Source organism: Clostridioides sp. ES-W-0018-02, from assembly GCF_020658175.1.
Classification (GTDB): Bacteria; Bacillota; Clostridia; order Peptostreptococcales; family Peptostreptococcaceae; genus Clostridioides.
Genome location: NZ_JACVVY010000002.1, coordinates 253,162 through 267,433 on the forward strand (window position 1 = coordinate 253,162; position 14,272 = coordinate 267,433).

The window sequence follows — 14,272 nt, forward strand, 5'->3', positions numbered from 1 at the left end:
GGAAAGCATACATTTTAAATATTAAAGAAAAAAGTTAAAATATTGAGGATGGTGAATATAGAAAAATGAATGAGAAATCGTTAAGAGTTCTAGAATACAATAAAATAATAGATTTATTAAAGAAGAAAGCCTCATCTTCTTTAGGTCTAAAATATATAGAAAGTTTAGTTCCAAATACTGATTTTGTAGAAGTAAAGTCCATGCTAGAAGAAACTAGTGAAGCTCAATCAATTATTATAAAGAGAGGTTCAGTAGGTTTGGATGGTATTCATGATATAGAAGATAAGGTTAAAAGAGCCTATATAGGTGCATCTCTTGACCCAGGAAGTTTAATTATGATAGCGGATACTTTAAGAGTAGCTAGAAGATTAAAAAATAGTCTATCTAGCAGTGATGAAGAAGATTTTAATTATCCAATAATACAATCTCTATCAAATTCTCTATATGTATATAAAGATATAGAAGAACAGATATACAATGCGATAATAAGTGAAGTAGAAATATCTGACAATGCTTCAAGTACACTTAGAGATATCAGAAGAAGAATAGCTCAAAAAAATCAATCCATTAGGTCTAAATTAAATTCAATAATAAGTTCAACTACTTATCAAAAATACTTACAAGATGCCATAATTTCTCTAAGAGGTGATAGATTTGTAGTACCTGTAAAATCTGAATATAGGTCGCAAGTAGCTGGTATAGTACATGACCAGTCATCTTCTGGTGCGACACTTTTTATAGAGCCAATGACTATAGTAGAGATGAACAATGAGTTAAGACAGCTAAAATTAGGAGAGCAAGAAGAGATAGAGAGAATTTTATCAGAACTTTCTGCAATGGTTGGAGAAGTAAGTGAAGATTTGATATCCAATCAAGAGATACTTGGAAGATTAGACTTTGCATTTTCAAAAGGAAAACTTTCTATACAAATGAGAGGTATAGAGCCTACATTAAATGAGGATAAATATTTAAATATAAAAAATGGAAGACATCCACTATTAGATAAGAAAAAAGTAGTGGCAAATACTATTTATTTAGGAAGAGACTTCCACACATTGGTAATAACAGGTCCAAATACAGGTGGTAAAACAGTTACAATAAAAACTGTAGGTTTATTTGCACTTATGACACAAAGTGGACTTCACATACCTGCTGATTATGGAAGTAGTATGTGTGTATATGATAATGTATTTGCAGATATAGGAGATGAACAAAGTATTGAGCAAAGTTTATCTACATTTTCATCTCACATGACAAATATAGTATCAATACTAAAAACCGTAACAGCAGACTCTTTAGTTATATTTGACGAATTAGGAGCAGGAACAGACCCTGTTGAGGGAGCTGCACTTGCAATAGCAGTATTAGAAGATATAAACTCTGTAGGAGCGAAATGTATAGCAACTACTCACTATAGTGAACTTAAAAATTATGCTCTTACTAAATCTGGTGTAGAAAATGCAGCAGTTGAATTTGATATAGAAACTTTAAGTCCAACATATAAGTTACTTATAGGTGTTCCTGGAAAATCAAATGCGTTTGAGATTTCCAGAAAACTTGGACTTAGTGACTATGTAATTTCACGTGCCAAAGAATATATAAACACAGATAACATAGCTTTAGAAGATGTATTACAAAATGTTGAAAAGAACAGAATCAAAGCTATTGAAGATAGAGAAGAAGCTGAGAGATTGAAGGAAGAGATAGAAAGACTAAAAGTAGAATACGACGAAAAACTTGAAAAATTAGTTACTCAAAGAGATAAGATGATTGAAAAGGCTAAATCAGAAGCATTTTCAATAACAAGACAAGCTAAGGAAGAAGTAGACCTTATAATAAAGGAACTTAGAAGTTTAGAACAAGAAAGAGCTTCTAAAGAAAAAAATCGTAAAATAGAAGAACTTAGAAAAGAATTGACTAGTTCTATGGGAAGTCTTCAACCAACAGTAAAAAGTATGATAGTTCCAAAAGTTTCAAGTAAAGAAATAAAAGACCTAAAACCAGGGGAAGAAGTTAGAGTAATAACTTTAAATCAAAATGGTAGTGTGGTTTCTGTAGACAAAAAGAGAAAAGAAGCAGTAGTGCAAATTGGTATAATGAAGATGACTCTACCTTTTAAATCTTTACAAAAATCTCACAAGGATGTTTCAAAACACGTTACTAAATCAACAAGAAATATCATAAGGGCAAAATCTGGGAATATAAAAAGTGAAGTTGACCTTAGAGGTTTAAATTTAGAAGAAGCTATAATGGAAGTCGAAAAATATCTAGATGATGCATATGTAGCAGGTCTAGAATCTGTAACAGTAATACATGGAATTGGTACAGGAGTGCTAAAATCAGGACTACAAGACATTTTAAGAAAAAATAGACATGTAAAATCACAAAGAGGTGGCCAGTATGGAGAAGGTGGAGCAGGAGTAACAATTGTTAAACTAAAATAATTTGTATAGGAGCACATTTTTATGATATTAGTATCTGCATGTTTAATAGGAATAAATTGTAAATATAGTGGCGATAATAATGAAAATGAAGAAGTAAAAGAATACCTAAAAGGTAAAGATTTTACTCTTGTATGTCCAGAACAGTTAGGTGGTTTATCTACACCAAGACCTCCTGCTGAGATAGTTGATGGAAAAGTAATCACAAAAGAAGATAATAAAGATGTAACAGAAAACTTTGTAAGAGGGGCTGAAGAAACTCTAAAAATAGCAAGATTATATGTATGTAGCGAAGCAATACTAAAAGAGGGTAGCCCCTCTTGTGGATGTAATCTAGTGTATGATGGTAGTTTTTCAGGCAAAAAAATACCAGGGAAAGGTATCACAGCAAAGTTACTGGAAGAAGAAGGAATAAAAGTCAAGAGTGAAAAAGACTTATAGAAAAGCAATAATCGTATAGATAAAAACTGTAATTATAGTATTTTTAATATATACAGAAAACATAATTATTAAAGTGTTTTGCCCTGTAATGAAATACTTGAAAAAACACTAAATTTGATTTAACATAAAGAGATAAGCACAATATAAACCAGGAACAATGTAGAGAGGAGCAACAAGATGCAAGATTTCAAGGTAGCAATATCAAATTGCCTTAAAGAGAAAATAGAAGAACTGTCGATAGAAGAGATAGAGGCACTTATAGAAGTTCCACCAAACAAGGACATGGGTGACTATGCTTTTCCATGCTTTAAATTAGCTAAAGTATTTAGAAAAGCTCCAAACATGATAGCAAGTGAATTAGCAGAGAGTATAGAAGCTAGTGGAGAGATAACAAAAGTAATACAATTAGGCGGATATGTGAATTTCTTTGTAAACAAATCTCAATTAGCAGAAACTGTAATCAAAAAAGTATTAGATGAAAAAGAAAATTATGGTCGCAGTGATTTTGGAAAAGATAAAACTGTAATAGTTGAATACTCTTCTCCAAATATAGCAAAGCCTTTCCATATAGGGCATATAAGAACTACAGTAATAGGTAATGCTCTATATAAGATATATGAATCACAAGGATACAAAACTATAAGAATAAATCATTTAGGTGACTATGGAACTCAATTTGGTAAGTTAATAGTGGCCTTTAAAAAGTGGGGAGAAAAGGAAGTAGTAGAATCTAATCCAATCCCAGAATTATTAAAATTATATGTAAGATTCCATGAGGAAGCAGAACAACATCCAGAAATGGAAGATGAAGCAAGAGCATGGTTTACTAAATTAGAAAATGGTGACGAAGAAGCAAAAGAATTATGGCAATGGTTTAGAGATGAAAGTCTAAAAGAATTTAGTAGAGTATATAAACTTTTAGATATAGAATTTGATTCTTTAGCAGGTGAAAGTTTCTATTCTGATAAGATGGACAGAGTAATAGAGTTGTTAGAAGAGAAAAATCTTTTACAAGAGTCTAAAGGTGCAAGAATCGTTGATTTAGAAGAATATAAGATGCCACCAGCTCTTATTACTAAGAATGATGGCTCAACATTATATATGACAAGAGATTTAGCTGCAGCAATATATAGAAAAGAAACTTATGATTTTGATAAGTGTATATATGTAGTTGGTTCTCAACAAAACCTACATTTCCAACAATGGTTTAAAGTAATTGAACTTATGGGATATGAATGGGCAAAAGACTTAGTGCATGTTGGATTTGGTATGGTAGCTCTTGAAGAAGGGACTATGTCAACTAGAAAAGGAAGAGTTGTATTTTTAGAAGATGCATTAAATCAAGCTATAGATAAAACTAAGGATATTATACTAACTAAAAACCCAGATGCTAAAAATGTAGATGAAATATCTAAACAAGTAGGTGTTGGAGCTGTAGTATTCCAAGAACTATCTAATAGTAGAATAAAAGACTATACTTTCTCATGGGAAAGAACATTAAGCTTTGATGGAGAGACTGGGCCATATGTTCAATATACACATGCTAGATGTTGTGCAGTTTTAAGAAAAGCAAAAGAAGAAATCACTTCTGATATAGATTATAGTCTATTGGCTGATGAAGATAGTGCAGAAGTTCTTAGAGTTATAGAGTCATTTAATAAAAATATTTTACTTGCTCTAAAGAAGAATGAACCGCATATAGTTACAAGATTTATGCTAGATTTAGCTCAAGCGTTTAATAAATTTTATCATGACAATCCAATTTTAGTGGAAAATTTAGAGATTAGAAAATCGAGACTTGCTTTGGTACAAGCCACAAAACAAACTTTAGAAAATTCTCTGAAGCTGTTGGGAATGCACGCTCCAGAAAGAATGTAATACAACAAAATGTTGAAATAAAAAGAATAAAATTGAACTTAGTACGCAATTTGTATAACTGTAGAATATAGGGATGTCGAAAACTGATGCTTTACATATAAAAAAGTAGTATCGTATAATAATATATAGATAGTAGATTACAATGATTTTTGTACACTACTATCCCCCTATATATGACAGCTTCTTAACGGGCTGTCTCTTTTTTTTTAATAGCAGGATATTTAAATTAAGTTTTTGAGAAAGGATATATTTATGAATGACGTATTAATAAAAAAAGTCTACACATCTTCTTTTAATAATGGAAGTAAGACTCTTAAAGATTTAATTATAATAAATACAAAATCCTTAATAGATGATAAAACTCAAAGATGTGTATATATAGACGAAAAGAGATTGAAAGATGAACTTATTTACTTCAGATTTTATGGAGAAAAAATAGGTAATGTCAATTTTTTAAATATTTTATTACCATTAATTTTATCAAATACTAATATTCAAAAAAGTGAAGATGAGGTTGTTAAATTAATAAAAAAATATGTGAGTTACTTTAGAAAAGAGGAATTCTTATTTGATTATTTATTAAGTTCTGTAGCATATAATTCTGTTATGCACAATCTTATAAATAACAGTAAAATTGAATATGTCGAATTACTACAAAATATTAAAGACAAGATAATAGGTTTTTCTATAGAATTAGACAAGTCTGATATTGTAAAGTTTCAGATGGCAAGGATAGGCACAATACAATTAATTGATAAATATATTGATTTAAAATATGAAGATTATGATGAAGAAAGTATTCTATCAAGTGTTTTAAATATTTTATATGATATTTATATAGAAGACAGAAATGTAGAAAATGAAGGAATTAAAAGCATGAAAAAATCTATATTATCTATTTTAGGTGAAGAGACTGAATTAAACGAAGATAATATAGATTTTATTCTTTCTATGTCAGAATATGTTGTTAAGTTGAGAAAATATAAAATTGGGGTTAAAATGTATAATAAAAAAATAGAACCAAGAAGTCTTATAAGCCTTGAAGAAGGCGATACTACAATAGACCCCATATTTAATCAAATAACAGTTATGTCGAAAACCTTTAGTGATAATATATTAAGCATAAAGATACATTCTAAATCAGGTATTTATATATTAAAGTTTAAAAAGGTTTAGGTTACTAGAGATTACTGTTTTTTTCTAAGTAATCCAAAAAATCTTTTTCTTTAGTGTCAGTTAAGAAACATAATTCTTTTACTATATTATTTCTAAGGTCGATAAAGTCACTAATCTGGGTATTTTCATTAGTGTATTCAAGAGACTTTATAATAAGCAGTAAATCTCTTTTTGATAAAGAGTTGATAGATACTTTTTCAATTAATTCCATAAAAAACTTCCTTTCCTCACATTACTTGAAATTAATAATCTAATTATATAAATGTTATATAGACTTTACATATACTATTTTAACCTATAAGGGGTACAAAAAGCAGTATAATATTAAAAAGAGGTGAGAAATATTTGAAAATTTTATTAACAACGTTGAATTCTAAGTTTATTCATACAAATTTAGCTATAAGATACCTAAAAGAATTTGTAAGGAATTTGATAGAAGTTGACATGAAAGAATATACGATAAACAATGACTTAGATTATATTTTAAAAGATATATACAAAAATGAATATGATATAATTTTATTCTCAACATATATCTGGAATATAGGAGATATAGTTAAACTTTGTGATAATCTAAAAAAAATTAGACCAAATACTAAAATAGCTTTGGGCGGGCCAGAAGTGAGTTATGATAGCTATGAGGCAATGAAGAAATACGATTTTGTAGATTATATACTTTATGGAGAAGGAGAATTAATCTTTAGAGATTTAGTGCTTCATCTTAAAGGAAAAAAAGAAATAAAAAGTGTAGACGGATTGGTATATAGACAAGGAAGCGAGATAATAGTAAATAAACCTATGGAACTTCTTCAAAATTTGGACGAGATTCCTAGTCCTTATGAAAATTTAAATCCAAAGGAATATGAAAATAGAATAGTATATTATGAGTCGTCAAGAGGTTGTCCATTTAACTGTCAATACTGCTTATCTTCTACCATTCCTGGTCTGAGATATTTCAGCTTAGATAGAATAAAAAGAGATTTAAAAGCTTTAATAGATGCAAGAGTCTCACAAATTAAATTTATTGATAGAACTTTTAATGCAAATAAAAAAGTAGCTATGGAAATTATGGATTTTCTTATGAAAAATGATAATGGATATACAACCTATCATTTTGAAGTTACAGCATATTTGATAGATGACAAGATGCTAGAGTTTTTGGCTGACTGTAAAGAAGGACTTTTCCAGTTTGAAATAGGAGTACAGTCGACAAATGAAAAAACACTTGATGCAGTAGGAAGAAGAGATGATTTCAAAAAGTTATCTCATGTTGTTCAGACAGTAGCATCTTATAGAAATATACATCAACATTTAGACTTAATTGCAGGACTTCCCTATGAGGATTATGAAAGCTTTGAGAACTCATTTAATGATGTATTTAATCTAGGGATAGAACACTTACAATTAGGTTTCTTAAAGATGATTAAGGGTACAGGTATGAGAAAGGTAGCAGATGAGCATGGATTTAAATATAAGGATTATGCTCCATATGAGTTTTTATACAATAATTATATAAGCTATGAAGAAACATTGAAATTAAAGGATATAGAAGATGTACTTGAAAGATACTACAATTCTAAAAACTTTGTGTTGTCCATGAGATATATTATAGGCAAATTTTATAAACAAAGTCCTTTTAAATTTTTTGAAACTTTTGCTAAGTACTTTGATGAAAATGGGTATTTTGACTTGGCACAAGGGAAAAATCAATTATACAAAATATTACTGGATTTCTATAATGAAAAAATAAATATAGACAATGATGTATTTAATGATATATTAAAGTATGACTACATTTCACTAGGTAAGACATCAAATATACCACAGTTTTTTAATAAGTTAGATGTGGATGACTTTAAGAATAGATGTCATGTATTTTTACAAGATAATGATAACTTATCAACATATCTACCTAATTTTGTTGATAAACCAGCAAAACATATAATAAAATATGTTCATTTTGAACCATTTAAATTTAATATTGTGGATTTAAAAAATAATATAAATACAGAAATAAGAGAAGAAGAAAATATAGTCTTATTTGAATATGATGATAAAAAAATATTTGAGAAATCTAAAACTCATAAAGTAGAAATTTAAGTATTTAGGAGGAAACAATGGATTTTAAAATAGAAAAGTATTTACTGAAGAAGGCAGAAGAACTAGCTTTTATAACTATAAAGCATGGTGGAGAATTTAAATTAAAGAGTTATGATGTGCCAAAAGGTGGGCTAGATGTACCTATAAAAAATGAGGTACTAGTAAAAGGTATAAAAGAAAAAACTGCTCAAGATAAGTTAAACTCAATGTCTATAGCAGATGCAATGATATATATAATTGGTATAGATAGTAAATTTAAAAATAATGGAGAATATGAAAAGTTTTTAGATGCTTTGTCTAAGGATATTAACTTAGATTTAAAAGCATATATGGGATACATGTCTAGAAAATACTTTGAGATTGGAGAGCATACAGATTCTTTAATATATATAAAAGCATTTATAACTATGTATCCAGATGATTTAGATGCAATGTATAATTATGCAATTGTGTGCCAAGAGATAGCAAAACAATATCAAAAAGACCTAGATGATAAGGCTATGAATGCATTTTTACTTGAGGCAATGAGCAAACTTGAAAAGATAATAGATATTGATAATGATTTTGCATTAGGTTATTATCATTTAGGTTATCATTATTATAATCAAGGTCAATATTTGAAGACTAAATTGACATGGGAAGATGCATTAAGATTAGGTTTAGATGCTGACTTAGTGGCTGAGATACAAGAAAATTTAGGAAAGATGGATTTTAAAGTACAGTATGAAGAAGGATATACACTTATATTCCATGGTAAGTTTAAAGAGGGATTAGAAAAATTACTGCCACTGGAAGAAGAACATATGGATTGGTGGAATTTGCTGTTTATGATAGGGCTAGGATATAAGGGTATGGGCGAAATAGAGCAGGCTAAGATGTATTTTGAGAAGATATTAGTAATAAAACCTAAGCAAGTAGATGCTATAGTTGAATTAGGGCTTTGTGAAGCTTCTAAATATAATTTAGATAAAGCAATAGAGCATTTTGAGCAAGCTGCTAAGATAAAAGAGGACCCAGAAATTCTTTGTAATTTAGGTATGGCTTACTTAAACAATGGTGAAATTGATGATGCAACTTACTATATAGAAAGAGCTTATGAATTAAATCCACAGGATGAGATTACGATTGCTTGTTTAAAAGAGCTTGGTATAAATAAGTAAGAATGTTATTAGATTGTATTAGATTCTATTAGGTTTTACTTTATTAGGTTGGACTTGATGCTAGCGAGTTTTATCTGATGCTATTAAATTTTATTAATTAAGAGTGGTAGAACATTTATTATGTTGTACCACTTTTTTTATTTACTTTGTCTAAGTATTTTTACTCTTATTTACTATTTGTAATATTATATTTCATAAGTATCTTGAATTTATAATAATTAAATATTAAAGCAGATTTTAGTTGTACAAATTTTTTGTAACATAAAAAATAAATTGATAAAAGACATATCAAATATGGTATTATTTAGTTAAATATATATAAGGGAGGGGTTACTTTTGATAAAGAAATTAGATGATATTTTAGAGCAGCTTAAAGGAGGAGAAAAAATAGTACTTTCTGTAGCAGCAGCTCACGATAAAGAAGTTTTAATGGCTATAAAGGATGCTGTAGAAAGAAATATAATTACTCCTATATTGGTTGGAAATGAAGGAAAGATAAGAGAAATATCAAAAGAAATAGAATTTGATTTGGGTGGAATTAAAATTATTGACAAGGATGATATTAAAGACTGTGCTGAAATAGCAGTTAAATTAGTATCAAGTAAAGAAGCTGATTTTGTAATGAAAGGTTTATTAGATACATCCGTTATCTTGAAAGAAGTGTTAAATAAAGATTATGGTCTTAGAACTGATAGTTTATTAAGTCATGTTATGGTATATGAGTTAGAAAGATACCATAAGCTATTGATAACTACAGATGGAGGAATGAATATAGCTCCTGACTATGAACAAAAGGCAAAGATATTAAAAAATTCTATAAAAGCAGCAAAAGCTTTAGGTATGGAAACTGTAAAAGTTGCATGCTTAGCAGCTAAGGAAAAAGTAAATCCTAAAATGCAAGCTACTGTAGATGCAGATATGCTAGCAAAAGCTTGTCAAGCAGGAGAATTTGGAGATAATGTAATTGTAGAAGGTCCTTTAGCTTTTGACTTAGCAGTTTCAAAAGAAGCTAGTGAGATAAAAGGATTTAAAAGTGAAGTATCTGGAGATGTAGATATTATGTTGGTTCCAACAATAGAAGTTGGTAATGGCATAGGAAAAGCCTTTACATACATGGCAGATTCTAAATCAGCAGGTATAATTATGGGCGCAAAAGCTCCTATAGTTTTAGTATCAAGAGCTGATTCACATGAATCTAAATTGTACTCTATTGCGTATGGAGCTATTGTAGCTAAAAGTATGAAATAAAAACATTAAGTGTGTAAAATAAATGCGTTAAAAGATAAAATGTAGTCATAATATCTAAATTAATGCAATATTAAAAAAATTTTATATAAAAAATAATTATAGCTTCAAATGAATATATACAAATGTTCAATTTGAAGCTATAATTAATATTAAAGTAAGAAAAATAAAAAAATTTCAAAAAATTAGTCCAAAAAATGCTATTCTAAGAAGTTTTTACTAATTATGGTATAGGGAGTAAAAATCTGTAACAAGTCCAAAAAAGTAGTGAGAAATAATAAACACACAAATAAGATATAATATCAAAAAATTGACTAGAAATAATTCAAAATTGATTTAAAAAAATCAAAACATAATTTAATTAAACTAAAGTATCAAAAAAGTAGGCTCAAGTATTAAAAAATAGCCAAAAATGAGTAGTTAAATTAACTTAAATTAGGTATTAAAAATAAAATTTTTATGTATTATCTAATTTTGTTAAAAAAATATTTAAATCTAAAGCAAAGTGCTGAAAATTAGTATATAATCAACTTAGAAAGCATTTATTTTATTATTTTATGACATGAAGTCAGTCACCTGGGGGATTTTAAAAATCAAAAAAAGGGGATAGGAATATGGATGAAAAAATGTTAACAATTGATTTAAACAGCCAGAAGATGATAGCAAAAGCTAGAGAAGAAGGCGTAGAAACAATGTATGATAGAAAAGAAGGCTTTAAAGCACAATGTGGTTTTGGTCTTCAAGGGGTTTGCTGTAGAATATGTGGAATGGGACCATGTAGAATAAGTCCTAAAACTCCAAGAGGGTTATGTGGAGCAGACGAACACACTATAGTAGGTAGAAACTTTGCAAGAATGGTTGCTGGTGGGACAGCTGCCCATTCAGACCATGCTAGAGATATAGCACATACATTAGCATTAGCTGATCCAAATGGAAACTATAAAATAAGAGACGAAGCTAAATTAATTACTTTAGCTAAAGAATGGGATGTAGAAACAGAAGGTAGAGATATCTATGATGTAGCACATGAAGTGGCAGAAATTGCATTAATGGAATTTGGTAAACCTTTTGGGACATTAAGATTTATAAAAAATGCACCAGAACCAAGACAAAAAATATGGAAAGAATATGCTATAGAACCAAGAGCTATAGATAGAGAAATTGCAACAATAATGCACTCTACTCATATAGGTTGTACTGGTGATATAGATAGTTTAATACACATGAGTCTAAGAACTTCTATGGCTGATGGTTGGGGTGGTTCTATGATAGGTACTCGTTTAAGCGATATCTTATTTGGAACTCCAGTACCAAGAAGAACAGAAGCTAACTTAGCAGTATTAGAAGAAAATAAAGTTAATATAATATTACATGGACATGAGCCAGCATTATCAGAAATGATAGTTTTAGCTGCAGAAGAACCAGACTTAATAGCTTTAGCTAAAGAAGTTGGAGCAGATGGAATAAACTTAGCTGGTATGTGTTGTACAGGTAATGAAATTACAATGAGACATGGTGTAAGAATAGCAGGAGACTTCCATCAACAAGAACTTGCAATAGTAACTGGAGCAGTTGAGGCTGTAATAGTTGACGTTCAATGTATATTCCCTGCACTAGCTAGAGTAGCAGATTGTTACCACACTAAATTTGTAACAACTTCTCCAAAAGCTAAAATAACAGGTTCAACTTATATTGAATTTAGAGAAGAACAAGCTCTTGATGATGCTAAATCAATAGTTAAAGAAGCTATCTTAAACTTTAAAAATAGAGATAAATCAAAAGTACTTATACCTGAATTAAAATCAGGGGCAACAGTTGGGTATAGTGTAGAAGCAGTAGTAAATCAATTAGACAGAGTTGTAAACTCTCATATAGATCCAGCAGGAACAGTTAAGCCATTAACAGACTGTTTAAAATCTGGAGTATTAAGAGGAGCAGCTGGTGTAGTTGGATGTAACAATGCTAAAGGAGTTTCAAATGAGGCTCACGTAACAATAATGAAAGAATTAATTAAAAACGACATAATAGTAGTTACTACAGGATGTGGTGCTTCAGCAGCAGCTAAATTTGGTTTAATGGAAACTGATGCAGCTGAAAAATATGCAGGTAAAGGTCTTGCAACTGTCTGTAAATTAGTAGGAATCCCACCAGTACTACATATGGGTTCTTGCGTTGATATAAGCCGTATATTAGATTTAGTTGGAGCAGCAGCTAATTACTTAGATATGGATATGTGTGACCTTCCAGTTGTAGGTATAGCTCCAGAGTGGATGTCAGAAAAAGCAGTTGCTATAGGATGCTATGTTGTAGCTTCTGGTATAGACACTTACTTAGGAATAATGCCTCCAATAGCTGGTTCTTCAAGAGCAGTAGATATATTAACTAGCGAATTAAAAGATAAAGTTGGTGCAACATTTACTGTAAATACAAATCCAAAAGAGTTAGCAGCTACAATAATAGAAGATATAGAAAAGAAACGTGTTCACTTCGAAGCATTAGTTGAAGAAAAAATGGGTGTTGAAGCAGAAGCTTAGAAAATGGCTAAAGCCTTAGAAAAAACGATTTTATATCTAAATAAAGGTTTTATAGTTGAATGAAGTCAAATATTAAAGAAAAGAACATCAAAATACAATGAATATACTGAATAAATAAAATATAAACAATATAATGAAGAATACTAAAACTATACATGCTGCTTTGAAAAGCTAGTAGGGTAAATGTAATTGGTTCCTGTAAGGACTAGCTGTAGTTTATTTTTAGTGTTTAAAAAATAGATAACTACACTAAAACATAAATAAAATAAAAAGCAAATAGTAATAAAGGTGGTAGGGATTATGAAGATAGCAATAACAGGTAAAGGTGGAGTAGGTAAAACGACTTTTTCTTCAATGCTCTCTAGGATGTTTGCTGAAGACGGATACAGAGTTGTTGCTGTTGATGCCGATCCTGATGCTAATTTAGCTTTAGCACTAGGTTTTCCAAAAGAAGTATATGAATCAATAGTACCTATATCAGAAATGAAAAAGTTAGTTTCAGATAGAACAGCTGCTTCTGTAGGTTCATTTGGAAAAATGTTTAAGATGAATCCTAAAGTAGACGATATACCTGAAAATTTCTGTAAAGAATACAACGGAGTGAGATTACTTACATTAGGAACAGTGGATTCTGGTGGCACTGGATGTGTATGTCCAGAGCACGTTCTTTTAAAAAGACTCTGTTCACACTTAATACTACAAAATAAAGATGTAGTTGTTATGGATATGGAAGCTGGAATTGAACACTTAGGAAGAGGAACAGCTCAAGGTGTAGATGCTTTTATAGTAGTTGTAGAGCCAGGAGAAAGAAGTCTCCAAACATATAGAAAAGTTAAAAAACTTGGTCATGATATAGGCGTAAATAAGGTATTTGTTGTAGGTAACAAAATCAGAAATAAAGAAGATGAAGAATTTATAATACAAAACTTAGAAGATGGGGAATCTTTAGGATTTATCTATTACAATCAAGATGTTATAGATTCTGATAGAGCTAATCAATCTCCATATGATTCTAGTGAAACAACAAAGGCACAAATTAAAGAAATAAAAGAGAAATTAATGTCACTTAAAGATAAATAGAAATTTTGATTTATAATTGGGTTGTTGGTTAAAGGCAATAAATAGGTATTAGATAGGTAATAAATGATTAATTAGATAAATGACTAGCTATTAAGTTAAAGATATTTTAATAGCTTAGTAGCTAGTTTTTAAGCAATTTTACATGTATAATTATCTTATAAAATATAATTTTTACATATTAATACAATTTATACAAAAATTATATTTTAAATCTATT

General features: G+C 29.4%; 10 protein-coding genes. 9 read left to right on the top strand and 1 reads right to left on the bottom strand.

Features of this window, described 5'->3' with window-relative positions:
- The first annotated feature begins 65 nt into the window (after positions 1-65).
- The 4 genes from IC219_RS07575 (at position 66) to IC219_RS07590 (ending at position 5,936) form a co-directional block, all read left to right on the top strand.
- Positions 66-2,444 (top strand): endonuclease MutS2, encoded by a 2,379-nt coding sequence (locus IC219_RS07575; protein ID WP_227483008.1) that lies wholly within the window; start codon positions 66-68, stop codon positions 2,442-2,444.
- Positions 2,445-2,465: 21 nt separating this feature from the next.
- On the top strand, positions 2,466-2,882 hold the full coding sequence (locus IC219_RS07580; protein ID WP_227433460.1) for a DUF523 domain-containing protein: 417 nt from the start codon (positions 2,466-2,468) through the stop codon (positions 2,880-2,882).
- Between the two features lie 177 nt (positions 2,883-3,059).
- Positions 3,060-4,760, top strand: coding sequence for an arginine--tRNA ligase (gene argS / locus IC219_RS07585; protein ID WP_227433459.1), 1,701 nt, complete (start codon positions 3,060-3,062; stop codon positions 4,758-4,760).
- Between the two features lie 252 nt (positions 4,761-5,012).
- Positions 5,013-5,936, top strand: coding sequence for a hypothetical protein (locus tag IC219_RS07590; protein WP_227483007.1), 924 nt, complete (start codon positions 5,013-5,015; stop codon positions 5,934-5,936).
- Between the two features lie 4 nt (positions 5,937-5,940).
- Here the strand turns inward: IC219_RS07590 and IC219_RS07595 are convergent, their stop codons facing one another.
- Complete coding sequence (locus IC219_RS07595) at positions 5,941-6,147, bottom strand: hypothetical protein (protein ID WP_227433457.1); 207 nt, start codon at positions 6,145-6,147, stop codon at positions 5,941-5,943.
- 134 nt (positions 6,148-6,281) lie between these two features.
- On the opposite strand from IC219_RS07595, the gene IC219_RS07600 reads away from it, so the two are divergent.
- The 5 genes from IC219_RS07600 to IC219_RS07620 all read left to right on the top strand — a co-directional run bounded on the left by IC219_RS07600 (position 6,282) and on the right by IC219_RS07620 (position 14,055).
- Positions 6,282-8,036 carry a B12-binding domain-containing radical SAM protein gene (locus IC219_RS07600; RefSeq protein ID WP_227433456.1) on the top strand — a complete coding sequence of 585 codons (1,755 nt, stop codon included), beginning with the start codon at positions 6,282-6,284 and terminating at the stop codon, positions 8,034-8,036.
- A gap of 17 nt (positions 8,037-8,053) precedes the next feature.
- Positions 8,054-9,196, top strand: coding sequence for a tetratricopeptide repeat protein (locus tag IC219_RS07605; protein ID WP_227831287.1), 1,143 nt, complete (start codon positions 8,054-8,056; stop codon positions 9,194-9,196).
- 336 nt (positions 9,197-9,532) lie between these two features.
- Positions 9,533-10,444, top strand: coding sequence for a bifunctional enoyl-CoA hydratase/phosphate acetyltransferase (locus IC219_RS07610; protein WP_227433454.1), 912 nt, complete (start codon positions 9,533-9,535; stop codon positions 10,442-10,444).
- 611 nt (positions 10,445-11,055) lie between these two features.
- Entirely contained in the window at positions 11,056-12,975 is a 1,920-nt protein-coding gene (gene cooS / locus IC219_RS07615) for an anaerobic carbon-monoxide dehydrogenase catalytic subunit (protein ID WP_227433453.1), read from the top strand.
- A gap of 300 nt (positions 12,976-13,275) precedes the next feature.
- Complete coding sequence (locus IC219_RS07620; protein ID WP_227433452.1) at positions 13,276-14,055, top strand: AAA family ATPase; 780 nt, start codon at positions 13,276-13,278, stop codon at positions 14,053-14,055.
- Positions 14,056-14,272: the final 217 nt, after the last annotated feature.